Genomic DNA, 23042 nt, shown 5'->3' with positions numbered 1-23042 from the left:
AGGTCCCCGCGGGTTTCCTTCAAACTCTGTCCAGGTACGCGGTCAGCCCGCGCCGGCCCCCGCGCATCATCGCCGCGTGGTTCGCGCGGAACACCGGACGGCATGGCAGCGCCAGCCGCCTCATCAGCGGCTTGCACACCTCCACCTCCTGTTCGTACAGCGCACGGGTCCCGACGCCGCGCGCCGTGAGCGTCCACCGGGCCCAGCCCTCCAGATCTCCTTGCATCCCGACTTCGAGCACGCCCTGCGCAGGGTCGCGCCGCTGGGCGCGGACGGTGATGAGCAGTTCGTACGGGAGGAAGGAACGGAAGCGCGCCTGACCGCTGTCGTCGTGGATCAGGGTCACTTCGCGGACCTGCGGCCACCAGCGGGGGTAGTCCTCGGCCCGCTCCAGCACGGCGTACACGGCGTCGGGGCGGGCGGTCAGGTCCCAGACGCTGCGGAAGCGGTAGCGATACCAGTCCATCGTCCAATTGTGCTCCTGCGGGGGCGTACTCACGCCTGATCTGAGTATCCGCACCCATGCCGCGGGGTGTGGCGGGGGCCACACTCTCGCAGCATGGAGAACGTTCCGCCACCCGCCGAGGAGCTGGCGATCCTCGACCGCGAACTGGTCCAACTGGATGCTCGCAGGTCACAGTTGCTGGCCCGCCGAGCCTGGCTGCTCGCCGTGCTGCAGCCGCCCGCCGCGCCGGCTCCGGCCGCGCGGCCGTTCGCGGCGCCGCCCATCGCCGCCTCGCCGCGGGAGGCATCGCCGACGGAGGCGTCGCCGCCGAGCGTGCAGAACCTGCTGCTCACTCTCGGCGGGATTCTGCTGACCATCGCGGCGATCGCGTTCACGCTGGTCAGCTGGGGCCACTTGGGTATCGGCGGGCGCTCGCTGGTGCTCGGCGCGGTGACGATCGCTGCGCTCGCGGCGCCGGTCGCGCTGCTGCGCCGTGGGCTCGCGTCGACTGCGGAGTCACTGGCCGGTCTCGGTCTGGTGCTCATGGTGCTCGACTCGTACGCCCTGCATGTGGTGGCGCTGCCCGACACCGGCGGCCTTGCGTACTCGTCCGTGGCATCGGCCGTGCTCGCCGCGCTCTGGGCGGCGTACGGGCTGTCGCTGAACCGGCTGCGGATTCCGCTGCCGGTGGCCGTGCTGACCGCCCAACTCCCGCTTCCGCTCTGGGCGCTGACCGCCTCCGCAGGCGCGCCGTCGCTTGAATGGGCGCTGCTGGCCACCGCCGCGCTCGATGTCGCGGCCGCGCTGTGGGCGAAGCCCGCGGGTGTCCGGGGCATCGCCACTGCCGGTGCCGCTGCCACGGGCGGCTGGGCGCTGCTGATCGGCGGCGTGCAGTCGGTGACGGCGGATTCACCACTGGACGCGGTCGCCCCCGCCGTGCTGCTGGTGGCGGCCGCGGGTGTGGCCCTGTGCGCGGCCTTGCGGTCGCCTTCGGCCGCTGCTCCGTCGTCCGCGGTGGCCGGTCTCGCGACGATCGCGGGCATCGGCGGCGTGGCCCGTGCGGCGGTGCCGGAGGGCTGGTCGGTTCTCGGGTATCTGCTGTGCGCGGTGGGCCTGTTGGGGCTGGTACGGGTGGGGGTGCCGCAGCGTCTGCGGCCCGGCCTGATCAGCGCGGCGGGGGTTGTCCACGCCATCGCGGCACTGTGGACACTGCCCTTGGTCGCGCTCACGCTGGTGGGCCCGCTGACCGGCCTGGACGACATCTGGTCGGGCACACCGGCGGACGCCCGCGGGGCGCTGGGCGCACCGCTCCCGGAGTCGGGCCTGACGGCGGCCCCGCTGGTGCTGCTGATACTGGCAGCCGCCCTGACGGCTGCCGGCAGTACAGCGCACCCGACGGACCGCCCCGTCGCGGCAGCGGACGCCGCCGCGACGCCGCATCCCGAGGGCGCACCCACCCCGCAAGGGCCCCCCGCGGGAGCCTGGCCCGGCTGGGCTCCGCATGTCGGCGGGCCCCCGGCTCCGCGCGGCGATCGGCGGGCCGCCGCCCTCACCGCGGCCGCCGCTCTCGCCTGGGCGGGACTGTTCGTCCTACCGCCCGCCCTGGATCTCTCCCACGCGGCCACCGTGACCATCCACCTGCTCGTGACCGCCGCCGCGCTCCTGCTCGCCGTGCGCCCCGCACGGGCCACCGCAGCCGTCGCCCTCGCCTGTGCTCTCAGCGGCGCCGTGAGCGTCGCCGTGCTCTCTCTGGCGACGCGACCGGCGACATTCACCGTCCTGGGCACCCTGACCGTGGCGCTGGCCGTGAGCGCGGCCGCATCGCGCGCCGGGCGGGCAGTGCAGGCGATCCTCGCCTGCGCCGCCACCGGCTTCGCGACGGCCCTCGTCGGCGCTCTCGCCGCGGCCGCCGATCTCCCGCCCCACCAGGTCGCGCCGGCGATCCTCGCCGTGCCCGCCGCGGTGGCGCTGATCGCCGCCCGGCTGGGCCGTCACCCCGTCGCCCTCCCGATGGAGTGCACAGGCGCCGCTGCGGGGCTCCTCGCGGTCGCCCTGGCCGGCGAGGACCGTCCCACCCTCGCCCTGGTGCTCGCGCTCGGCGGCGTCATCGCCGCGGGCACCGCGGTGCGGGCCGAGCGCCGCCCGGCCGCCGGATATCTCGGGGCGGTGCTGTTCGTGCTGGCCACCTGGGTACGGCTGGCCGCGTCGGACGTGTCGGTCCCCGAGGCGTACACCCTGCCCGTCACCGTCCCCGCGCTCGCCGTCGGCCTGCTGCGCCGCCGCCGCGACCCGGAGGCCTCGTCCTGGACGGCATACGGCCCCGGTCTCGCCGCGACGCTGCTGCCCAGCCTCGTCGCGGCCTGGGGCGACCAGCACTGGCTGCGTCCGCTGCTGCTCGGTGTGGCGGCCCTGGCCGTCACACTGGCAGGCGCCCGGCTGCGCCTCCAGTCACTCCTCGTGCTCGGCGGCGCCGTGCTCGCTCTCGACGCCCTGCACGAGCTCGCCCCGTACGTCGTCCAGGTCGTCGGCGCACTCCCCCGCTTGGCTGCCGCCCGCGCTCGCCGGGCTGCTGCTCCTCGCCGTCGGCGCGACCTACGAGCAGCGGCTGCGCGACGCGCGCAGGCTGCGGGACGCGCTCGGCCGGATGCACTGAGCCGGCGAACGCCGAAGGCCCCGGAGACTCAAAAAGTCTCCGGGGCCTTCGGTCCGGGTGGGCGATACTGGGTTCGAACCAGTGACCTCTTCGGTGTGAACGAAGCGCTCTCCCACTGAGCTAATCGCCCGGGCGCACCGCAAACGTTACCGCATGTCAGCGGGTGCCCCTGACCGTTTTCGGGTCACTCCTTGATCTTCCACGGCATCACGATGCCGAACTTCCAGACGTAGATTCCGATCAGCACCGCGATGATCACCAGACCGATCGTGGTGAGGATGATGTTCCTCCGGCGCACCCTGGGATCGAGCGCCCGCTGCGCCGCCTCGGTCACCTTGCGCTTGGTCCAGCGGAGCACCAGCTGCGCCCAGACGAACTCGGTCGCCCAGATCGCCATGCCCCCGAAGATCACCAGCCAGCCGGGACCCGGCAGCGGCAGCATCACGATGCCGGCGCCGACGACCGCGAGCCCGATCACGAAGACCCCGACCTGCCAGCTCAGATGCAGTGGCCGGGATCTCTTGATGAAGTGGGGCGCCCGTGAGCCGAGTGCCGGCTCCTTCGCCACCGTCACGTCCCCCGTCGCGGGGTCCTGGGCCGTCGCTGCGACGGACTCCCCCCGCTCGTCACTCTCCGCGTTCATGGAGCCAAACCTACCGGATTCCGGCCGGTCACCGGAATGGCCCTATAACACAAAGTGATGCACCGCCGTACGAGCGACATGAAGGATCACAAAACGGTCAGAGGGGTTTACAACGGCACCGTAGGTGGCATGTCGATTTCGCCGACGTGCGAATCCCCGAGCGCACACTGAGCGAAAGGCCCTGGCGCTTATGAACACCACGGTCAGCTGCGAGCTGCACCTGCGCCTCGTTGTATCGAGCGAGTCTTCACTGCCTGTACCCGCGGGCCTGCGGTATGACACGGCCGATCCCTATGCCGTGCACGCCACCTTCCACACCGGAGCCGAAGAGACGGTCGAGTGGGTCTTCGCCCGCGACCTTCTCGCCGAGGGCCTGCACCGGCCCACCGGCACGGGCGACGTCAGAGTCTGGCCTTCCCGCAGTCACGGCCAAGGCGTCGTCTGCATCGCGCTGAGCTCCCCGGAGGGCGAAGCCCTGCTCGAGGCCCCGGCGCGGGCCCTGGAGTCGTTCCTGAAGCGGACCGACGCCGCGGTGCCACCAGGCACCGAGCATCGTCACTTCGATCTCGACACAGAGCTCTCGCACATCCTGGCCGAGAGCTGAGCCAGGCAGAGAGCTGCACGGCGCCGTCCGACTCGGGGAGACGGCGCCGCGCGGACAACCACCAACGGCGAACACCGGCGCCCTCACCGCGGAATCCATCGCGGTGACGGCGCCGGTTCGCTTTGGGCAGCCGCGGTGCGGGCACAGGACACGACGAGGCAAAATCTGAGTAGAGTCTGCGCAATTCGGCGGGCACCGGCCCGCAGCAGGCCAGGGAGCGAATCGTGCTGATTCCCCACGACACCAGGATCGCCCTCGACACCGTCGTCGATCTGGTGAACACCGCACCGGAGAGCGAGCAGGTGGAGGGGCTCGCAGACGTCGCCGCGCTGTACGACTTCGCACGCAGCCACCTCATCAGCGGTGTGGACGAGCTGACCCAGCGGGACCTGAAGGCCGTGCAGGGCGTACGGACGCAGTTCGCGGAGATCTTCGCGGCGCCCGACAGCCGTACCGCGGCCGAGCTGGTCAATGAGCTGGTGGCGGCCGCGGGGACCACGCCCCAGCTCACCGACCACGACGGCTACGACTGGCATGTGCACTACTTCGCGCCGGACGCCTCCATTGCCGACCATCTCGCCGCGGACTGCGGCATGGCGCTGGCGTTCATCGTCGTCACGGGCGAGCAGGAGCGGCTGCGGCGCTGCGAGGCGCCGGACTGCGGGCGCGCGTTCGTCGATCTCTCCCGCAATCGGTCGCGGCGCTACTGCGACAGCCGCACCTGCGGCAACCGCCTGCATGTCGCCGCGTACCGCGCGCGCCGCAAGGAAGCGGCCGGCTGACCTTCACAGCAGGAAGAGATCGTGCACCGCTGCCGTCAGCAGCAGGAAGCCGATCACCGCGAGGAAGATCATCAGGGGTGGCTGGGAGAGCGCGAAGAGGCAGCCACGCGGCTCTTCGGTCGGTGCGGGGGCCTCGCCCCGGGAGGTATCGAGCATCTCGGGGTGATGATGACGCAGCCCGGCCCGTCGTGATCGAACAACACGCCCCGCGAGTGCGGGAGTTCATTCAAATTCCGTGCTTCTTGAGGATCGCCTCGATGTCGCTGAAGTCATCGCCGGAGCCGGCCGCCTTCGGCTTCGTCACCGACTGCGGCTTCGTCGCCGGCTGCGCGGCCGGCCGACTGCCCGGCCCGAGGGAGGGCGCGGTCGCCGCGGGGGCGACCGCCTCGCGCTGTGCCGCCTGCGCGGCCTTGCGCTCCTTGCGGGTACCGCCGCGGCGTCGCTCCACGACGCGGGTCGTCATGAAGAGCAGCCACGCGCCGCCCAGCAGGCCGAAGCCGAGCCATGCGGACGGGCTGAAGGCCGTGTCGACGGCCCATTCGACCGCGCCGGTCAGCACCAGGCCGATGGGTACGAGGGAATAGGCGAGTATCCGGGCAGCAGTGAGGAAACGCCTGCGGTAGGCCGTGACGGCGGCGATGCCCAGGCCCGCCGCGGACACTGCGGAACATATGGTCTCGGCAAGCATCCGGTCCTCCAGGCTGGCTCGGGCACGGTCGGGTTCGTCCCTTCCATCGTGCACCTGCGGCCCTGTCCGGGCCACGGTCCCGTGCGACCTCAGGGAGATCTCCGGGACGGCCTCCTCCCCAGGTCCCGGTTGGGCCCCATGGGAGCGGGCTGGGAGACTGGCCCCATGAGCGAGTCAACCACCGCCGGCCCCGTCGTACTCGACGTCTGGTGCGAGCTCCAGTGCACCGACTGCCGAAAGGCTCTGGAGGATCTGCGGGCCCTGCGTGAGCGCTACGGCGACCGGCTGGAACTGCGGCTGCGCCACTTCCCCCTCGACAAGCACAGGCACGCCTTCGCTGCCGCGCAGGCCGCGGAGGAGGCGGCCGAACAGGGCAAGGGCTGGCCGTACGTCGAAGCGGTGCTCGGACGTGTCGAAGAGCTGGACCGCCAGGGCGTGCCGCTGCTGCTCGACGTCGCGCGTGAACTGGACCTGGACGCCGAGGAGTTCGACACCGCCCTGATCGACGGGCGGCACATCCTGATCGTCGACGCCGATCAGGCCGAGGGCAAGGCGATCGGTGTGACGGGCACTCCGACGTACGTCATCGACGGCGAACTGCTGGACGGCAGCAAGAGGCAGGAGGGGCTGCGGGCGCGCATCGAGGAGATCGCGGACCGGCTGCTCGCCGACGCCTGATCCGCCCCGATCGACCGGACAGGACCTAGAGCAGCTGCTTGAAGGAGTTGACGGTCGTCGTCCGATAGCCGAGCGACTCGTAGAGCCCGATCGCCGGGGCGTTGTTCGCAAAGACATGCAGCCCCAGCAGCGGCAGTCCGGCATCCAGCGCCACGCGCTCGGCAAGCAGCATCAGGGACCGCCCGTGGCCCTGTGTGCGCCGGCGCTCGACGACCTCGACGTCGTACACATACGCCCCCTGTTCGCCGGGCCGCACCTCACGTCGTCCGACGAAGAGATGTCCTACGGCCACGCCCTCGTGGACCAGGAGGCTGAGCCACGTCCCTTGCGTGGCAAGGCCCTCGGGCAGCTTCTCGCGGTGGTCGGCCTCCGACTTGGCGCGCGCCTGCTCGGGCGGCAGCCCGCGATCGGCCCAGCTCTGCGCGTAGTTCTCGATTCCCGCGGCGAGCCACTGCTGGAACTCTGCCTCGCTCATGGGCCGGCCCTCGACGTTGGGCGGCAGGGCGGGCGGCCGACCGGTCAGCTCCTTGAGCATGTTGCGGCTGCGCTCGGTGTAGCCGAGGACAGTCACAAGACGAGTGGCGGCGGTGGCGTCCGGCGGTACGGACACCTGCACCTGTGTGCAGCCCCAGCCGCGCAGCACCTCCTCGGCGGCGAGCGCGGCGACGGTCCCCCGCCCGCGCCGCCGGTCCCGCTCGTCGATGCTCAGCGACCGGATCGTGCCGCCCCCGGTGCCGAGGGCGGGGTGGGTGGCGATCTCGATCGTGCCGACGGGACGACTGTTCACGCAGACCTCGTAGGTGCGTGACTGCGCGCCGTCCGCCTCGTGCTGAAGCGGCCCGGTCGGCCGCAGGGTCGTGGTCATCACGGGTGTTCTACCCGCCCACGCACCCGCCCGTCACGCGGTTTTGCCTGTCTGGCAGGGGATTCAGTACGAAGCCTTCGGGTCCTGGTCCGCGGCCGCGCGCTCCTCGAAGATCCGCATGGCCTCGGCGGTCACCGGCCCCGGCGCTCCGGCGAGCTCGCGCCCGTCGATCCGACCGACCGCCTGTACGTCGCGGAGGGTGGACGTCAGGAAGATCTCCTCGGCCCGGTCCAGCACGTCGAAGGGCAGATCGGTCTCCTTGGCTCCCGTCCACTCGACGGTGAGCGCGCGGGTGATGCCCGCGAGGCAGCCGGAGGAGACGGGCGGCGTGTGCAGTTCGCCGTCGAGCACGACGAAGACATTGGAGCCGGTGCCCTCGCAGAGCCGTCCTACGGTGTTGGCGAAGAGCGCCTCGGACGCACCCCGCTCGCTCGCCCTGGCGAGTGCGACGACATTCTCCCCGTACGACGTCGTCTTCAGCCCGGCCAGCGCTCCGCGCTCGTTGCGGGTCCAGGGGACGGTGACGACGGCGGTGGTGTCGGGGCGGCGCCTGCTCGCGCCGAGCGCCACAACGAGGGTCGGACCTTCGTCGCCGCGGTCGGAGCCGAGCGGTGAGGGGCCGCCGGTGTACGTGATGCGCAGTCTGCCGAGCTCCATGGGGTTGGCTTCCAGCACGGCGGCGCAGGCGCGCCCGACCTCGTCCAGGTCAGGGGCCGGCAGACCGAGGCCGAGGGCGGAGCGGGTCAGCCGGTCGAGGTGCTGGGTGAGAGCGAAGGGCTGCCCGTGCACCGCCTTGATCGTCTCGAAGACGCCGTCGCCCACGGTCAGACCGTGATCGAACACGGACACCCGGGCGTCGTCGGCGTGAGTGAGTGCACCGTTGACCCAAAGCTTCATCTAGCTGGTCCTTCCGCTTGCCGCGTACGCCCCCGACGCTACCGCGAGCAGTCGGGAGGCCTTCAGCTCGGTCTCCTCCCATTCGCGCTGAGGGTCGGAGCCCCAGGTGATCCCTGCGCCGGTGCCGAAGCGGAGCACCGGCTCGGCGGGGCGGGTGCGGTCGATCCAGAAAGTGCGTATGCCGACGGCGAGCTCGCCTGTGCCGCGGTCGGCGTCCACCCAGCCGATGCCGCCGCAGTACGGTCCGCGGGGTGCCGTCTCCAGCGCGTCGATGATCTTCAGCGCACTGGACTTGGGCGCTCCGGTCACCGAGCCGGGCGGGAAGGTGGCCGCGAGCAGCTCCGGCCAGCCGGCCTTGGGCCCCAGCTCGCCGCGGACCGTCGAGACGAGGTGCACGAGTCCGGGATGGGCCTCGACGGCGCACAGCGCGGGGACGGAGACGGTGCCGGTGGCGCAGACCCGGCCCAGGTCGTTGCGGACGAGGTCCACGATCATCACGTTCTCCGCGTGGTCCTTCTCCAGCAGGTCCGCGGCGGTGCGGCCGGTGCCCTTGATCGGCCCGGACTCGACCGTGGTCCCGCTGCGCCGCAGATACAGTTCGGGCGACGCGGTGGCTATCTCCACGCCGTGGGCGGGCAGCCTGATCGTTCCTGCGTACGGAGCGGGGTTGCCGCGCGCCAGCAGTGCGGTCAGCGCATCGACGTCGGCGGCGTCCGGGTCGGGCAGCGGCGCCGAGAGAATTCGGCAGAGGTTCGCCTGATAGACCTCGCCGGCCGCTATGTGCTCGCGGATGCGCCGTACGCCGGCGATGTACGCGGCCCGGTCCAGGGAGGAGTCCCAGTCCTCCGCCGCGGGGCCCCGCCAGCGCCCCGGCACGGGCTCAGGCACCGGCTCCGTACGAACATCGCGGAAGCGGGCGCAGGTCAGACGGCCCTCGAAGTCCGCGGCAACGGCCCAGAAGCCCTCGGAGTCGAGTGCTTCCGGGTCGCTGGTCACATCCCGGAGGCCCGTGGCGAGGAGGTGGCCGAAGCGGGCCAAAGGAGCAGTGTCGTGCACGTCTGTGAGTCTATGGCCGGTGCCGATGAGCTGCCGATGAGCTCCTGCGGTGTGAACACACCTCAGCACGCTGCGGAAACGCGTTTTTGTGCTGGCCCGGGAATCCGCTAGAGTTCAACACGTCACCGGGACGCGCAAGCGGGCCGGAACCGACAAGCGGACGTGGCTCAGTTGGTAGAGCATCACCTTGCCAAGGTGAGGGTCGCGAGTTCGAATCTCGTCGTCCGCTCGACGTGGGGGATCTTCCCGACCCCCTGCACTCAGGGTGGAGTGGCCGAGAGGCGAGGCAACGGCCTGCAAAGCCGTCTACACGGGTTCAAATCCCGTCTCCACCTCCAAGGACGATTAGCTCAGCGGGAGAGCGCTTCCCTGACACGGAAGAGGTCACTGGTTCAATCCCAGTATCGTCCACTGGATCCGCATGGATTCACGCGCGATTAGCTCAGCGGGAGAGCGCTTCCCTGACACGGAAGAGGTCACTGGTTCAATCCCAGTATCGCGCACGCAGTACCACGCAAGATCGTCCCGCGCGATTAGCTCAGCGGGAGAGCGCTTCCCTGACACGGAAGAGGTCACTGGTTCAATCCCAGTATCGCGCACCAGCCAGAACCCCCCGGCCGCCTCGGCGGCCGGGGGGTTCTGTCGTTGCCGGGGCGGCTCAGGAGGAGAAGAGCATCCGGCCGAAGCTCTTCTGGCGGTAGTGCCCGCCGTGGTGTCCGCCGTGGTGCGGCGCGCCCCAGGCGGGCGCCGGGGCGGCAGGGTAGGCCTGCGGCGCGGGCGGGGCGGGCGGGGCCTGCTGGGTCCACTGCGACTCGAGGCGGGTGAGGGACTCGAGCTCGCCGTAGTCGAGGAATATCCCCCGGCAGCCGCTGCACTGCTCGATCTGGACGCCGTTGCGGTTGTACGTGTGCATCGCTGCGTGGCACTTGGGACACTGCATTGTCTGCTCAGCTCCTCGCCGTTCGGTCGACGTCGCCGGGATGCATGCCCGGTGACGAGGAGTTCAGACTACGACGAGGACTCGCAGTCCAACTCAGCAGGGAGTGTGGCAATTCGGGCACAGGATTCGATCATCGCCTGATCGACCTCGTCCGGATCGCGTTGCTCCGCGGCCGCCTTTGCCAGGGCGAGGGCGGCGGTCTGGACGGTCAGAGCACGTGCGGGGACGTCGAGTTGGGGCCAGGGGTCGCTGTCGGCGGGGACCGCCGGGCCCTGTGCGGCGGTGTACGCCCCGAGGAACCGCTGCCAGATCTGCGCGGGCAGCAGGCCCGCGGCGTACCAGGCGGCGGGGCGGGCCAGGTCCCAGGCGGGGTCGCCGAGGCCGAGGTCGTCGACGTCGATCAGCAGCCAGGGGCCGCCGGGGGCGGGGTGCCGGACGAGCTGGCCGAGGTGCAGGTCGCCGTGGCAGAGGGTGGAGCTGCGGGGCGACGTGGCCTCGCTGCGGGCCCAGGCGGGGAGCCGCTCCCAGGCCCGTTCGACGGTCGAGGCCGCGGGGTGGTCGCCGGCCGCCGCTCGCATCCGCGCTCGGGCCCGGGCCGCCTTGGCGGGACCGCGCATGGGCGGGAGAGGGCCGGGGAGTCGGTCCGTGTCGACCCGGTGGAGCCGGGCCAGCAGGACCGCGGCGTCCTCCCAGGGGGCGACGTCGGGGTTCGCAGGGTCCACGGGGACGCCGTACGGCCAGGCCGAGACGGGTCGGCCGTGCAGGTCCCCGGCGGGGAGCGGAACGGGCGCGAGCAGAATGCCGGTGAGGCTCGGGTGGGCCGCGACGGCGAGGCGGGTGGCCAGGGCCGCGGTGTCGGTGTCTGCGGCGTGCGCTTTGGCGACGGCTTCGCCGTGCCGCACGACGGTGCCGTCGTCCCGCTCGGCGAGCACGGCTTCGTCCCGACCGCAGGCGCGGCAGGCCTGCCTGGGCACAACGAGATGCGCGGCGTCGCGTGCGACGCCGGCGAGCGTGCGGACGACGTCTGCGGTCACGGTCTCCCCCCAGCTGCGGTGTTTCCCTGGCGGGAGCCTAGCGGCGTGAGCCGCGCGTCTGGTCGCCCTCGGGTGTGCCACGGTCGCGCCGCGAAGCACTGCTGGCCCGTGAGACCCGCCAGGGCGCGCGGTGCGAGGGTCGCACGCAGAAGGGCAAACAGCGCGATGGCCGGTCAGCTCCCCAGCTGACCGGCCAAACGCTGCCGTCCGCCGCACCCCCGTCCCCACGGGGTTGTTGGCCCGATGTCCCCGACCCGAACCGCTCTTCCGGGTCCGGGGCGCCGCTCAGCGCCCCAGCATCACGCCCACGGACGACGCTTGTGTGACAACTGCCTCCCAGCCGCCGAAAGCGACCACGAGCAGTGCCGCGAGAGGAAGCACCATGACTGTCGCCACCAACGGGTGACGCGTGCCGGACGGGCGGCCGCCGAACGCGGCGAAAGCCTTGCGTCCCTGCGTGCGGATGATCGTCCGCGATGCCGTGTCCGCCATGGTCCCTCTCCTGATTCGTATGTGGCAGCGGCGGGTGTCTGACCTCGGGGGACGAGTGCTGCACCCGCCGCTTGACTTCAACACTAGGGATTCGGCAGGGCCCGGGCGTCATGCCCGCGTACCGATTGCCGGGCCTCCCGGAGGATGAGCCGCGGCCCCGCGGCGTACTCCCCTGGGTGGAGACGGGGTCCTAGGCCTTGGGGTCTTCCCGGAGGGGACGCTCCGAGGAGTCCTCCCTGGGCACCGGCTGCTCGACCAGAGCCAGCACCCGGGTGGCCATGAAACGGGCCGTCCGCACCACCGAGCCTCCCCCAGCTACCGCTGGGAGGTGCCCCCAGGTGACTTCGCTCACTTCCACCACCCCTCTGCGCACGGCCGTCTCGACCCTGCGCCCCGCCCTGCTGGCCACCACTTCGTACGTACGAGTCGTGTCTCCCGCGTCCACGACTATCTCCACGCGGTCACCCTTCACCGATCCAATCCCCCTTCTGCAACGGTCCGTTGAGATCTCGCACCGGCCAGGACACCTGGATCCGTTGCTCCCTGACCACTCTTCAAGTTTCCCACCCGGCACTGACAATCGACCGGGCCGAGAGGGCGCGGCCTATGAGCACACCGGGTCGGGGGTACGTAAGCTGTGCCACGTCAAACGGGCGACCGCGGCAGCGGGGTGGGGCCACCCCACCGTAAGTAGGGGACGGACATGGCGATGATGCGGCTCCGGCGCGAGGACCCGCGTGTCGTCGGCTCGTTCAGACTGCACCGACGACTCGGCGCGGGTGGCATGGGCGTCGTCTATCTGGGCTCCGACCGCCGCGGCCAGCGCGTCGCCCTGAAGGTGATCCGGCCGGATCTGGCGGAGGACCAGGAGTTCAGGTCGCGGTTCGCACGCGAGGTCTCGGCGGCACGGCGGATCCGCGGCGGCTGTACGGCACGGCTCGTGGCCGCCGATCTGGAGGCGGACCGCCCGTGGTTCGCCACTCAGTACGTTCCCGGGCCCTCCCTGCACGACAAGGTGGCCGAGGACGGCACGCTCCGGGCCGCCGAGGTCGCCGCGGTCGGCGCGGCGCTGTCCGAGGGCCTGGTGGCGGTGCACGAGGCCGGTGTCGTACACCGGGACCTCAAGCCGTCGAACATCCTGCTGTCGCCGAAGGGCCCGCGGATCATCGACTTCGGCATCGCCTGGGCGACCGGCGCGAGCACGCTCACGCATGTCGGCACGGCGGTGGGCTCCCCCGGTTTCCTCGCGCCGGAGCAGGTGCGCGGCGCTGCGGTCACGCCCGCCACGGACGTCTTTGCGCTGGGTGCCACGCTCGCGTACGCGGCGACCGCCGACTCGCCCTTCGGACACGGTAGTTCGGAGGTCATGCTGTACCGGGTGGTGCACGAGGAGCCGCAGCTGCACGGGGTTCCGGACGCGCTCGCTCCACTCGTACGTGCCTGTCTGGCGAAGGATCCCGAGGAGCGCCCCAGCACACTGCAGCTGTCGATGCGGCTGAAGGAGATCGCGGCCAGGGAGGCCCAGGGGCTGTCGGAGGGACGCCCGCCGGCCCAGCGCGAGCGGATCGAGCAGGACCGGCCGACCTCGCGCTATCCGGAGCGGACGCAACGCTCCGAGCGGCTGGACCGGACGGAGCGCCTGGAGCGGCGTACGGGGGGCACCCCGGCGCCGCGCACGCAGCCGCCGCGCACCGGCGGATCCCGGCCCCAGCCGCCCCGCAATACGGCCCGTACGAACGGCCGTCAGGGCACCAGGCCCGGCGTACGCACCACATCGGCCGGGCGGCGGCCCGCCAACCCGAGGCTGCTGCGCCAGCGCATCGTCGTCTTCGTCGTGGTGACGCTGATCGTGGCGCTCGGCATCGCCGCGGCCCAGCAGCTGTAGCGGCGGACGGCGCGATCAGTGCGGCCGCGGCCGGTCAGGTCCTGTCCACGGCCGCTCTGGCCCTGGGTGGCTCACGCCTCGGGGCGGCCTGTCGCCACCGCGTAGAACGCGACCGCGGCGGCCGCGCCCACATTGAGCGAGTCGACTCCGTGCGCCATCGGGATGCGCACCCACTCGTCGGCGGCGACCAGCGCCTGGGTGGAGAGCCCGTCGCCCTCCGCGCCGAGCATCAGCGCGACGCGGTCGAGCCGGTGGGGAGCCGCCTCGTCGATGGCGGCGGCCTTCTCGTCGGGGGTGAGGGCGAGGAGCTTGAAGCCCGCTTCCCGTACGGATTCCAGGCCCCTGGGCCAGGAATCGAGACGGGCGTACGGAACGGAGAAGACCGCGCCCATGGAGACCTTCACCGAGCGGCGGTAGAGCGGGTCCGCGCAGTCCGGCGAGAGCAGCACCGCGTCCATGCCGAGAGCGGCGGCGCTGCGGAAGATCGCACCGATGTTGGTGTGGTCGTTGACCGCCTCCATAACGACCACGCGGCGGGCGCTCAGCAGCAGTTCGTCGGCCGTCGGCAGGGGCTTGCGCTGCATGGAGGCGAGCGCGCCGCGGTGCACGTGGTAGCCGGTGACGCGTTCGGCGAGCTCGGGGCTCACCGCGTACACGGGGGCCGGGAGCTCGTCGATGACGTCCCGCATGACGTCGACCCACTTGGCGGAGAGCAGCATCGACCGCATCTCGTAACCGGCGTCCTTGGCGCGCCGGATGACCTTCTCGCCCTCGGCGATGAACAGGCCTTCGGCGGGCTCGCGTCTGCGCCGGAGCTCTACGTCGGTCAGGCCGGTGTAGTCGCGCAGGCGCGGGTCGTCGGGGTCCTCGACAGTGATGAGATCAGCCACAGGGTGATACTGCCTTCTCCTGGGTGTGGTGCCAACGGCTGCGCCCGGGTTGGTTACCGGTGGTTACGCGGGCTCGCTGCGATGCGGGCGCGGCTTACGCCTTGCGCGGTCCGACGGTGACGACCTCGCCGATGACGATGACCGCCGGCGGGCGTACGTCCTCGGTCCGCACCCGCTCGGCCACAGTCGCGAGCGTCGCATCGACGCGACGCTGGGACGCGGTGGTGCCCTCCTGGACCAGGGCCACGGGGGTGTCGGGGCGCTTTCCGTGTGCGACCAGGGCCTGCGCGATCGCGCCGATCTTGTCGACCCCCATCAGGACGACGAGCGTGCCGCGGAGCTTGGCGAGGGCCGCCCAGTCGACGAGCGAGCGCTCGTCGTCGGGGGCGACATGGCCGCTGACCACCGTGAACTCATGGGCGACGCCACGGTGGGTGACCGGGATGCCGACCGCGCCGGGGACGCTGATGGAGCTGGAGATGCCGGGGACGACGGTGCACGGGATACCGGCCTCGGCGAGGGCCTCGGCCTCTTCCATGCCACGGCCGAAGACGAAGGGGTCGCCGCCCTTGAGCCGCACCACTGCCTTGCCCGCCTTGGCGTGCTCGATCAGGGCGTTGTTGATCGCCTCCTGGGCCATGAAGCGGCCGTACGGGATCTTCGCGGCGTCGATCACCTCGACGTGGGGCGGGAGTTCGTCGAGCAGGTCGCGCGGGCCGAGGCGGTCGGCGATGACGACGTCCGCCTCGGCGAGGAGGCGGCGGCCGCGGACGGTGATCAGGTCCGGGTCGCCGGGTCCGCCGCCGACGAGGGCGACGCCGGGGGTCCGGGTGCGGTGGTGGGGAGCGGCGAGGGAGCCGTCCCGCAGGCCTTCGATGATGGCGTCGCGCACGGCGGCGGAGCGGCGGGGGTCACGGCCGGTGAGCACCGCCACGGTCACGCCCTCGGAGCGGCCGGTGGCAGGGGTCCACGCGGTGGCTGCGCTCGCGTCGTCGGCGCGTACGCACCAGGTGCGGGTGCGCTCGGCCTCCGCGGAGGCACGGGCGTTGGTCTCGGCGTCGGAGGTGGCGATGAGGGCGTACCAGGCGTCGGTGAGGTCGCCCTCGGCGTACGGGCGCTGCTCCCAGCGGATCTCGCCGGCCGCGGCCATGGCCTCGACGGACGGCGTCGCGGACGGCGACACGAGGACGATGTCGGCCCCGGCCGCGATGAGCGCGGGGAGCCGGCGCTGGGCGACCTGCCCACCGCCGAGCACGACGACGCGGCGCCCGGTGAGGCGCAGTCCTACGGGGTAGGCGGGGTGCTCGTCGTGGTCGACGTGCGCAGCGGGGTCAGCGTGCTCGGCCATGGCGGTACTGGCTCCTCGGGCGGGGCTGTGCGGTGTACGGGGGCCGCTGCGGCGGTGAAGCGGCTGGTGGGGCGGGGTGGGGGCCCCTGCGAATACCTTACGGGGGTGGGGGGTTTCTCCCCTGCCCCGGCCCTTCCCGAAACCCGGGGCTCCGCCCCCGGGGCCCGAGTCGGACGGGCGAAGCTCGTTTGTCGGGGCTCCGCCCCGAACCCCACTCCTCGATCGCCGGAGGGGCTCAAAATGAGCCCGTCCGCCGATCGAGGACGCAGGGGTCTGGGACTTGCCCCAGATACGCGGAGCGGCGGGGAGGGAAAGCGCCGGGCACCCCGCACGCGCCGCCTACTTCTCCGTCACGCCCGCCGAGTCGAACGTCGCCACCTCATGCATCGCTCTCGCCGCACTCTGCACCACCGGCAGCGCCAGCAGCGCCCCTGTCCCCTCGCCCAGGCGCAGGTCCAGGTCCACCAGCGGGCGCAGGCCCAGCTTGTTGAGGGCCGCGACATGGCCCGGCTCCGCGCTGCGGTGGCCCGCGATGCAGGCCGCCAGAGCCTCCGGCGCGATCGCCCGGGCGACCAGCGCGGCCGCGCCCGCCGAGACACCGTCCAGCACCACCGGCGTACGCAGCGACGCGCCGCCCAGGATGAAGCCGACCAGTGCCGCGTGCTCCAGGCCGCCGACCGCCGACAGGACGCCGATCGGGTCAGCCGGATCCGGCGCGTGCAACTCCAGGGCACGCCGCACCACGTCGATCTTGCGCGCGTGCATCTCGTCGTTGATACCCGTACCGCGGCCGGTGATCTCGCCCGGGTCGATGCCCGTGTACACCGAGATCAGCGCCGCGGAGATCGTCGTGTTCGCGATGCCCATCTCACCGGTGAGCAGCGCCTTGTTGCCCGCCGCCACCAGATCGCGCGCCGTCTCGATGCCGACCTCGACCGCCGAGAGGACCTCTTCGCGGCTCAGCGCGGGGCCGGTCGTGCAGTCCGCCGTACCCGGCCGCACCTTGCGCGGCACCAGTCCCGGCGTGGCGGGCAGGTCCGCGGCGACGCCCACGTCGATCACGCACACCTCCGCACCCACCTGGTTGGCGAACGCATTGCAGACCGCGCCCCCGCCCAGGAAGTTGGCCACCATCTGGGCCGTGACCTCCTGCGGCCAGGCTGTGACCCCCTGCGCGTGCACCCCATGGTCGCCCGCGAAGATCGCGACCGCCGCGGGCTCCGGGATCGGCGGCGGACACATCCGCGACAACCCGCTCAGCTGCGCGGAGATGATCTCCAGCATGCCGAGCGCGCCCGCCGGCTTGGTCATCCGCTTCTGCCGCTCCCACGCCTCGCCGAGCGCCTTCGCGTCCAGCGGACGGATGTTGGAGACGGTCTCCTGGAGCAGATCGTGCGGCTCCTCGCCGGGCAGCGCGCGCCGTCCGTACGTCTCCTCGTGCACGACCCACGACAGCGGACGGCGCTTGGACCAGCCCGCCTGCATCAGCTCGGGCTCCTCGGGGAACTCGTCGACGTAACCGACGCAGAGGTACGCCACGACTTCCAGGTGCTCGGGCAGACCGAGCGCGCGCACCATCTCGCGCTCGTCGAAGAAGCTGACCCAGCCGACGCCGAGGCCTTCGGCGCGCGCGGCGAGCCAGAGGTTCTCGACGGCGAGCGCGGAGGAGTACGGGGCCATCTGCGGCTGCGTGTGCCGGCCCAGCGTGTGCCGACCGCCGCGCGTCGGGTCGGCGGTGACCACGATGTTCACCGGGGTGTCGAGGATCGCCTCGATCTTCAGTTCCTTGAACTGCTTGGCGCGGCCCTTCGGCAGCGACTTCGCGTACGCGTCGCGCTGACGCTGGGCGAGCTCGTGCATCGTCCGCCGGGTCTCGGCGGAGCGGATGACGACGAAGTCCCAGGGCTGTGAGTGGCCGACGCTGGGGGCGGTGTGCGCGGCCTCCAGGACGCGCAGCAGCACCTCGTGCGGGATGGGGTCGCTGCGGAAGCCGTTGCGGATGTCCCGGCGCTCGCGCATGACGCGGAGTACGGCTTCGCGCTCGGCGTCGTCGTAGCCGGGTGCGGGCGCGCCTCCGAGGGCGATGGCTGCGGGGGCGGGCTCGGCGACTGTCACGGCCTCGGGCACTGCCTCGGGAACCGGCTCCGGTTCGGGGGCGGGCACGGCTTCCTCGGCCACTTCTTCGGCCACGACGACCTCTTCGGCGATCTCGGCCACCTCTTCAGCCGCGACGGGCTCAGCCTCGGGAACCAGCTGGACGGGCTGCTCGGCGGCGGCCTTCTCTGCCACCGGCCCCGGCTCGCCCGCGCGCGGCGCGGGCACGATCACCTCGGCCTGCGGCGCGGGCTCCGATTCGACGGCCGCGACCGCCACTTCTTCCACGACCGCCACCTCCTCGACCAGCGGCACGGGCTCCGGCTCCGGCTCGGGCCCCTGGTCGGCGGCCTCGGTGACGACCGGAGGTTCAGGAGCCTCAGGAGCTTCAGGAGCGGTCACAGGAGCCTCGGTGACCGACGGGACCAGTGTGATGGGCGCGACGGGTGCGGGCTCCGGGACGACCGTTTCCGGCGCGGCTTCCGCCGCGGCCGGAGGAGGCGTATGGGGCTGCTGAGGCTGGGGGTCCCAGGGAACCCCGGCCTGCGGCGGAATCTCGCCCAGCTGCGGCCCCGGCAGCACGGCACCCGTCTCCTCGCGCGGGATGTCGAGGTACTCGGGGCCCGCGGTGGGTGGCCCTGGGTAGGGCACGGGTGTGGCGTGCGCCGGCGTTCCCGCAGGGCCGCGGTCGGCGAGCGAGCGGACCACGCCGCCCGAGGAGGCGTCGGGCACCGGCGGTCCCATGTGCAAAGGGCGTCGCGCGGGCGGTGGCGTCGGCGTGGCCGAGGTGGGCGGGACGCGTACGCCGTTGAGGTCGACGGAGCCGGAGTCCCGGCCCCCCGCCTCGTGCGCGCCGGCCTCGTGCATCTGGTAGGCAGGTACGGCCGGCTCCGCCGCAACGGCGACGGGCTCGGCCACGTGCTGCTCAACGGGGGCGAACTGCTCCTCCGCGAAGGCCGGCGCGACGGGCTCCGGCACCGGCGCGGAAGCGGCGAGATCCGGAGCCGGGAACTCCGGGCCCGCGGGCGGCTGCGCCGCGGCAAGCGCCTCGGCCTGAGCCTCGGGCGCCTGGTACTGGGGGACGAAGTGCTCCTGCCCAGGCGGCTGCGCCACAGGCTCGGCGACCGTAGTCACAGGCTGGGCGACATGCTGCTCCGGAACCGGCATCGCGATCGGCGCCTGACCCACCCCCGCCGGAACCACCGGCGCATGAGCAACCTGCATCTGCGCGACGTGCATCTGCGCGACCGGCGCCTGGGCGACCGGCGCCTGGGCGACCGGCGCGTGCGCCACGGGCCCCTGCGCGGGTTGCACTGCCTGCGGGTCGCTCCACGCCCCCTGCGCCCCGGGCATCAGCAGCAGATCGTCCTCTTCGGAGCCGTTCTCGGAGTGGTCGAGGAAGGTGTACGCGCCGTGCGCGGGGACGCCCGGCTGCTCCACCATGCCTGCGTTCTCCGGCAGCCCCTCGCCCGGGATCTGGCCGGTGTCAGTCATGCGTACCCCTCGCCCATCGCTTGTGCTCCTTCGCCCATCGCCCGGGACGCCCGATCGCGGCACACGCAACGCCCGCCAACAAGAACGAGCGTGTGCGCCGCGCGGCACGATGACCCACGGGCACCAAGCATTCTCGCGGCCGTTTCGTTGCCGCGGCAGGGAGATCCGCCACGGTCCGCTGTGGGCTGCGCCACGTTGCGCTTCCCCCGGTTCCGACGTACCACAAACGGGAGCCAAAGCGCCCCCTTTTTCCGGACATTGACGAACGAACCGACGAACGCCCGAGTGCAGTACAACGATCGGCCAGCCTACCCCGCGCCGTGCCTCGGCAGGGGTCAGGGGGCGCTCTCAAGACGGCGGCCGGAGAGCAGGAAGACGACCGAGCGCTTCCGTTCCGTCCATGCCGCGGTGTCCAGTTCGACGGACTGCAGCAGCGCGCACTCGACCTCGTACCCGCCCGCCGCCAGTGCCGCGCCGATCGCCTCGGCCTCGTCTCGGGTCGACGCATGGGTGACGATGCGCTGCGGCCGCCGGTCGGCGCACGCGGTCACCACATGCGCTCCCCCGCCCCCGATCCGTACGACATCGGGCTCGGGAAGCCGCTCAAGGACATGCGGCGCCCGCCCCTGTACGACTTGGAGCTGGACGCCCGAGCGCCGCGCGGTGGCTTCGGTGCGGGCGCAGGCCGCCGCGTCCGCGTCGACGGCGATGACCGCGGCGCCGAACCGGGCCGCTTCCGCGGCGAGCGCCCCGCTGCCGGAGCCGATGTCCCAGACCAGGTCGCCGATGCGCGGCCCGAGGCGGGCCAGTTGGGCGGCGCGCAGCTGCACCGACTCGCCCTCGCCCAGACCTTCTCCGTGCGGCTGTCCCTCTCCGTACGCCCCGGGGGGCAGCGCCCAGCCTCGTACAACGGGCGGATAGCCGGGTTCACGGCCCGAGATCCAGCCCGAGCCCGGCACCGCCGTGGTCCCCGTGCCGCCGATGACGATCACGACATTGGGGTCGCGCCAGGCATGGTCGGCCGCCTTGTCCGAGGTGAGGACGGTGACCTGCTCGCGGTCGGTGCCGAGCTCCTCGCAGATGACGAAGGTCCGGTGCACGCCTTCGAGCAGCAGGGCGAGCTCCGCGGGACCGGCGCCCGGCGAAGTGAGGACGGCGACCTTGGGGTGTGCCCGGCACACATTGACGGCGCGACGCAGCGTACGGCGCTGGGCGACGACGATCTGGGCGTCGTCCCAGGGCATGCCTGCCCGGGCGAAGGCGGTGGCGACGGACGAGACCGCGGGCACGACCTCGACCTCCAGCCCGTGCTCCGGTGCGCGCAGGGTGCGTACGACGCCGAAGAAGCCCGGGTCGCCGTCCGCGAGGACGACGGCGCTTCCACGGTGGCTCGCGATCCGCCGGGCGGCCAGGTCGACGCTGCCGAGCCGGATGCGCTCGGCGCCCCGGGGCACCTCGGGCAGTGCCAGGTGGTGAGCGGCTCCGGCCACCAGGGTGGCGGCCGACAGAGCGGACCTGGCCGCCCCGGTGAGGGGCGAACCGTCCCAGCCGATCACCGTGACCCGGTCGGCCATCGTCGTCAGTCTCCTGGTTGTCGCAGGTCGGGCAGCCCGCACGGGTGCGGGCAGGGTGAGGTTACCTTCCAAGGATGCCTGCTGAATCAGACCGGCCGGATCCGGTCGGTCGCCGGTTTGTCCCCTTGGCCGAGGCCGGCCCGTTCCTTGGCTGAAGCCGACCGGTTCCCGTGGCTCAAGCCGAACGGTTCCCGTGGCTCAAGCCGGTCAGTCGCGGGTGAAGCCGGTCAGTCCCGTGGGTGAAGCCGGTCAGTTCCAGTCGGTGAACGAGGCGTAGCCCGCGTCCGCCATCTGTTCCGCGACGCCTTCGAGGTCCTCGGGCAGCAGGCTCCAGACGATCAGGTCGGAGCGGATGTCGGCCCAGCCACCGTCCTCGGTCTGCGTGCGCGCTATCCAGGCGTTGCGCAGGACTCCCTCGCTGATGCAGCCGATCTTCTGGGCGACCTGCTGGGCGGCGGTGTTGTCGGCCGCCGTACGCAGCTCCAGGCGCTCGAACTGCTGGACGCGAAACAGCCACTGGGCGACGGCCAGCACCGATTCGGTGGCGTAGCCCTCGCCGCGCGCCCACGGGGCGGTGACGTACGCGACCTCGGTGGCGAGCGTGCGCCAGTTGGTGTGCTGCAGATGGATGACGCCGACGAGGCGCTGGGTGAGGAACTCAGTGACGGCGAGAACGATTCCGCGGCCTTCGGTGCGCTCTGCAGGAGCGATCCTGCGCACCCACTCCTCGGCGTCGGCCTCGGTGTACGGGTGCGGCGCCGACGTCCAGGCGGTGACCAGTTCGTCGTTCATCATCTCGGTGTGCGCCGGGATGTCGGCCTCTTCGAAGGGGCGCAGCACCAACCGCTCCGTGCTGATGGACACGTCCGGGAAGGTGGTAGTCATGCGCAGCTCCATGCCGAAGACCGTCGTAAGGGTCGTAGCCGTAAAGGCACAGCATGCAGCATCGGGTGGGGGAGTGCATGGCCGGGTGCGCATGCAAAGAGGCCCCACGCACCTTACGGGATGCGCGGGGCCTCTTCGGGCGGTCTCGCTCAAGGCCCTTGCGGCAGGCCTTACTTGACGGCGCCGAAGGCCGGGATGATGGAGCCGGCGTACTTGTCCTCGATGAACTTCTTCACCTCGGGGGAGTTGAGGAGCTGCGCCAGCTTCTGCACGCGGGCGTCCTTCTCGTTGCCCTCCTTCACGGCAAGGAAGTTGGCGTACGGGTTGCCTTCGGCCTTCTCCAGCGCCAGGGCGTCCTTGGCGGGCTCGAGGTCGGCCTCGATGGCGTAGTTGCCGTTGATGACCGCGGCATCCACGTCGCCCAGGGCGCGCGGCAGCGTGGCGGCCTCCAGCTCCTTGAACTTCAGCCCCTTGCTGTCCTTGATGTCGGAGAGCTTGGCGTCGGTGCCCGCGCCGTCCTTGAGGGTGATCAGGCCATTGTCGGCGAGCAGCTTGAGCGCGCGGCCCTCGTTGGTGGTGTCGTTCGGGACGGCGACGGTCTGGCCGGACTTGATCTCCCCCAGGCCCTTGGACTTCTTGGAGTAGAGGCCGAGCGGCTCCAGGTGGACGTTGACGACCGGGACGATGTGGGTCTTGTTCTTCTTGTTGAAGTCGTCCAGGTACGGCTTGTGCTGGAAGAAGTTGGCGTCGACCTGGCCGCTCTCGGTGGCGGTGTTCGGCAGGACGTAGTCCGTGAACTCCTTGACCTCGAGCCGCAGTCCGGCCTTCTTCGCCAGGTTGTCCTTGATGTAGCCCAGGATGTCGGCGTGCGGCGTCGGGGACGCGGCGACGACGAGCGCCTTGGACTCGTCGGCCTTGCCGGAACCGGCCTTGGCCGCCGGGTCGGACGCGGTACCGCAGGCGGTGAGGCCGAGGGCGAGCGCGGCGGTGGCGGCTGCGGCGGCGGTGAGCTTGATGTTCTTATGCACGAAGAGTGCCTCTTTCTGGTGTTGCGGTGGTGTCGCCCGGACAAGGAGTGCGGGCTTGTTGGGGGAA

General features: G+C 71.9%; 21 protein-coding genes, 6 tRNA genes and 1 pseudogene. 10 read left to right on the top strand and 18 right to left on the bottom strand.

Translation table 11 applies throughout. The features are described 5' to 3' along the window. Positions 1-19: 19 nt before the first annotated feature. On the bottom strand, positions 20-466 hold the full coding sequence (locus tag OG729_RS32665; protein WP_405809517.1) for an SRPBCC family protein: 447 nt from the start codon (positions 464-466) through the stop codon (positions 20-22). A 93-nt stretch (positions 467-559) separates the two neighbouring features. On the opposite strand from OG729_RS32665, the pseudogene OG729_RS32660 reads away from it, so the two are divergent. After that, positions 560-3098, top strand: a pseudogene (locus tag OG729_RS32660) (SCO7613 C-terminal domain-containing membrane protein). Between the two features lie 58 nt (positions 3099-3156). Here the strand turns inward: OG729_RS32660 and OG729_RS32655 are convergent. Then, positions 3157-3228: transfer RNA gene (locus tag OG729_RS32655), tRNA-Val, on the bottom strand. A gap of 54 nt (positions 3229-3282) precedes the next feature. Next, a complete protein-coding gene (locus OG729_RS32650) occupies positions 3283-3741 on the bottom strand; it encodes a TIGR02611 family protein (protein ID WP_405809515.1) in 459 nt (152 codons plus the stop codon). A 190-nt stretch (positions 3742-3931) separates the two neighbouring features. Between OG729_RS32650 and OG729_RS32645 the strand changes: the two genes are divergently transcribed. Continuing rightward, entirely contained in the window at positions 3932-4345 is a 414-nt protein-coding gene (locus OG729_RS32645; protein WP_003959770.1) for an SsgA family sporulation/cell division regulator, read from the top strand. 224 nt (positions 4346-4569) lie between these two features. Further along, positions 4570-5127 (top strand): CGNR zinc finger domain-containing protein, encoded by a 558-nt coding sequence (locus OG729_RS32640; protein ID WP_360876315.1) that lies wholly within the window; start codon positions 4570-4572, stop codon positions 5125-5127. Between the two features lie 3 nt (positions 5128-5130). Here the strand turns inward: OG729_RS32640 and OG729_RS32635 are convergent, their stop codons facing one another. Both OG729_RS32635 and OG729_RS32630 read right to left on the bottom strand, forming a co-directional pair. Beyond that, the gene (locus OG729_RS32635; protein ID WP_405809513.1) at positions 5131-5283 is read right to left on the bottom strand and encodes a hypothetical protein; all 153 of its coding nucleotides are present in this window, start codon (positions 5281-5283) and stop codon (positions 5131-5133) included. Between the two features lie 70 nt (positions 5284-5353). After that, complete coding sequence (locus tag OG729_RS32630; RefSeq protein WP_405809511.1) at positions 5354-5815, bottom strand: hypothetical protein; 462 nt, start codon at positions 5813-5815, stop codon at positions 5354-5356. A 165-nt stretch (positions 5816-5980) separates the two neighbouring features. Between OG729_RS32630 and OG729_RS32625 the strand changes: the two genes are divergently transcribed. Beyond that, a complete protein-coding gene (locus tag OG729_RS32625; RefSeq protein ID WP_405809509.1) occupies positions 5981-6493 on the top strand; it encodes a DsbA family protein in 513 nt (170 codons plus the stop codon). Between the two features lie 25 nt (positions 6494-6518). On the opposite strand, the gene OG729_RS32620 is transcribed toward OG729_RS32625, so the two are convergent. The 3 genes from OG729_RS32620 to OG729_RS32610 form a co-directional block, all read right to left on the bottom strand. Continuing rightward, on the bottom strand, positions 6519-7358 hold the full coding sequence (locus OG729_RS32620; protein WP_405809508.1) for a GNAT family N-acetyltransferase: 840 nt from the start codon (positions 7356-7358) through the stop codon (positions 6519-6521). 63 nt (positions 7359-7421) lie between these two features. After that, positions 7422-8255 (bottom strand): aminodeoxychorismate lyase, encoded by an 834-nt coding sequence (locus tag OG729_RS32615; RefSeq protein WP_360876306.1) that lies wholly within the window; start codon positions 8253-8255, stop codon positions 7422-7424. Then, positions 8256-9311, bottom strand: coding sequence for a chorismate-binding protein (locus OG729_RS32610; protein ID WP_360876305.1), 1056 nt, complete (start codon positions 9309-9311; stop codon positions 8256-8258). A 156-nt stretch (positions 9312-9467) separates the two neighbouring features. Here OG729_RS32610 and OG729_RS32605 point away from each other — a divergent pair. From OG729_RS32605 to OG729_RS32585, 5 genes are all read left to right on the top strand, one after another. Continuing rightward, a tRNA-Gly gene (locus OG729_RS32605) sits at positions 9468-9540 on the top strand. A gap of 35 nt (positions 9541-9575) precedes the next feature. Next, positions 9576-9649 (top strand) — tRNA-Cys (locus OG729_RS32600). Between the two features lies 1 nt (position 9650). Further along, positions 9651-9722 (top strand) — tRNA-Val (locus tag OG729_RS32595). A gap of 20 nt (positions 9723-9742) precedes the next feature. Continuing rightward, a tRNA-Val gene (locus tag OG729_RS32590) sits at positions 9743-9814 on the top strand. 24 nt (positions 9815-9838) lie between these two features. Next, a tRNA-Val gene (locus tag OG729_RS32585) sits at positions 9839-9913 on the top strand. Positions 9914-9969: 56 nt separating this feature from the next. On the opposite strand, the gene OG729_RS32580 is transcribed toward OG729_RS32585, so the two are convergent. From OG729_RS32580 to OG729_RS32565, 4 genes are all read right to left on the bottom strand, one after another. After that, entirely contained in the window at positions 9970-10251 is a 282-nt protein-coding gene (locus tag OG729_RS32580) for a zf-TFIIB domain-containing protein (protein ID WP_360876303.1), read from the bottom strand. Between the two features lie 68 nt (positions 10252-10319). Continuing rightward, on the bottom strand, positions 10320-11285 hold the full coding sequence (locus OG729_RS32575; RefSeq protein ID WP_405809506.1) for a phosphotransferase family protein: 966 nt from the start codon (positions 11283-11285) through the stop codon (positions 10320-10322). A 285-nt stretch (positions 11286-11570) separates the two neighbouring features. Continuing rightward, complete coding sequence (locus tag OG729_RS32570; RefSeq protein ID WP_360876301.1) at positions 11571-11777, bottom strand: hypothetical protein; 207 nt, start codon at positions 11775-11777, stop codon at positions 11571-11573. A gap of 190 nt (positions 11778-11967) precedes the next feature. Continuing rightward, positions 11968-12249, bottom strand: a complete 282-nt coding sequence (locus OG729_RS32565; protein WP_405809505.1) for a hypothetical protein — start codon at positions 12247-12249, stop codon at positions 11968-11970. A 231-nt stretch (positions 12250-12480) separates the two neighbouring features. On the opposite strand from OG729_RS32565, the gene OG729_RS32560 reads away from it, so the two are divergent. After that, on the top strand, positions 12481-13662 hold the full coding sequence (locus OG729_RS32560) for a serine/threonine-protein kinase (RefSeq protein ID WP_405809503.1): 1182 nt from the start codon (positions 12481-12483) through the stop codon (positions 13660-13662). Positions 13663-13733: 71 nt separating this feature from the next. On the opposite strand, the gene OG729_RS32555 is transcribed toward OG729_RS32560, so the two are convergent. The 6 genes from OG729_RS32555 to OG729_RS32530 form a co-directional block, all read right to left on the bottom strand. Beyond that, a complete protein-coding gene (locus OG729_RS32555; protein WP_405809502.1) occupies positions 13734-14552 on the bottom strand; it encodes a TrmH family RNA methyltransferase in 819 nt (272 codons plus the stop codon). Between the two features lie 94 nt (positions 14553-14646). After that, positions 14647-15900 carry a uroporphyrinogen-III C-methyltransferase gene (gene cobA, locus OG729_RS32550; protein WP_405809500.1) on the bottom strand — a complete coding sequence of 418 codons (1254 nt, stop codon included), beginning with the start codon at positions 15898-15900 and terminating at the stop codon, positions 14647-14649. Between the two features lie 339 nt (positions 15901-16239). Next, positions 16240-19488: a nicotinate-nucleotide--dimethylbenzimidazole phosphoribosyltransferase gene (cobT, locus tag OG729_RS32545; RefSeq protein WP_405809499.1), complete on the bottom strand. Its 3249-nt coding sequence runs from the start codon at positions 19486-19488 to the stop codon at positions 16240-16242. Between the two features lie 335 nt (positions 19489-19823). Next, on the bottom strand, positions 19824-21062 hold the full coding sequence (gene cbiE, locus OG729_RS32540) for a precorrin-6y C5,15-methyltransferase (decarboxylating) subunit CbiE (RefSeq protein WP_405809497.1): 1239 nt from the start codon (positions 21060-21062) through the stop codon (positions 19824-19826). Between the two features lie 249 nt (positions 21063-21311). Next, a complete protein-coding gene (locus OG729_RS32535; protein WP_360876286.1) occupies positions 21312-21959 on the bottom strand; it encodes a GNAT family N-acetyltransferase in 648 nt (215 codons plus the stop codon). Between the two features lie 158 nt (positions 21960-22117). Beyond that, positions 22118-22975 (bottom strand): MetQ/NlpA family ABC transporter substrate-binding protein, encoded by an 858-nt coding sequence (locus tag OG729_RS32530; protein ID WP_405809495.1) that lies wholly within the window; start codon positions 22973-22975, stop codon positions 22118-22120. Positions 22976-23042 lie beyond the last annotated feature (67 nt).

Source organism: Streptomyces sp. NBC_00210, from assembly GCF_045160975.1.
Taxonomy (GTDB): domain Bacteria; phylum Actinomycetota; class Actinomycetes; order Streptomycetales; family Streptomycetaceae; genus Streptomyces.
The sequence above is the reverse complement of the archived record's forward strand: the minus strand, read 5'-3'. Positions and strand labels throughout refer to the sequence as shown.

Excerpts from the sequence above, each read along its gene's own strand:
- cbiE (WP_405809497.1), bottom strand. The coding sequence starts at position 21,062 with ATGGCCGACCGGGTCACGGTGATCGGCTGGGACGGTTCGCCCCTCACC.
- OG729_RS32645 (WP_003959770.1), top strand. The coding sequence starts at position 3,932 with ATGAACACCACGGTCAGCTGCGAGCTGCACCTGCGCCTCGTTGTATCG.
- OG729_RS32635 (WP_405809513.1), bottom strand. The coding sequence starts at position 5,283 with ATGCTCGATACCTCCCGGGGCGAGGCCCCCGCACCGACCGAAGAGCCG.
- cobA (WP_405809500.1), bottom strand. The coding sequence starts at position 15,900 with ATGGCCGAGCACGCTGACCCCGCTGCGCACGTCGACCACGACGAGCAC.
- OG729_RS32580 (WP_360876303.1), bottom strand. The coding sequence starts at position 10,251 with ATGCAGTGTCCCAAGTGCCACGCAGCGATGCACACGTACAACCGCAAC.
- OG729_RS32650 (WP_405809515.1), bottom strand. The coding sequence starts at position 3,741 with ATGAACGCGGAGAGTGACGAGCGGGGGGAGTCCGTCGCAGCGACGGCC.
- OG729_RS32570 (WP_360876301.1), bottom strand. The coding sequence starts at position 11,777 with ATGGCGGACACGGCATCGCGGACGATCATCCGCACGCAGGGACGCAAG.
- OG729_RS32560 (WP_405809503.1), top strand. The coding sequence starts at position 12,481 with ATGGCGATGATGCGGCTCCGGCGCGAGGACCCGCGTGTCGTCGGCTCG.
- OG729_RS32630 (WP_405809511.1), bottom strand. The coding sequence starts at position 5,815 with ATGCTTGCCGAGACCATATGTTCCGCAGTGTCCGCGGCGGGCCTGGGC.
- OG729_RS32625 (WP_405809509.1), top strand. The coding sequence starts at position 5,981 with ATGAGCGAGTCAACCACCGCCGGCCCCGTCGTACTCGACGTCTGGTGC.
- cobT (WP_405809499.1), bottom strand. The coding sequence starts at position 19,488 with ATGACTGACACCGGCCAGATCCCGGGCGAGGGGCTGCCGGAGAACGCA.
- OG729_RS32665 (WP_405809517.1), bottom strand. The coding sequence starts at position 466 with ATGGACTGGTATCGCTACCGCTTCCGCAGCGTCTGGGACCTGACCGCC.
- OG729_RS32615 (WP_360876306.1), bottom strand. The coding sequence starts at position 8,255 with ATGAAGCTTTGGGTCAACGGTGCACTCACTCACGCCGACGACGCCCGG.
- OG729_RS32535 (WP_360876286.1), bottom strand. The coding sequence starts at position 21,959 with ATGGAGCTGCGCATGACTACCACCTTCCCGGACGTGTCCATCAGCACG.
- OG729_RS32620 (WP_405809508.1), bottom strand. The coding sequence starts at position 7,358 with ATGACCACGACCCTGCGGCCGACCGGGCCGCTTCAGCACGAGGCGGAC.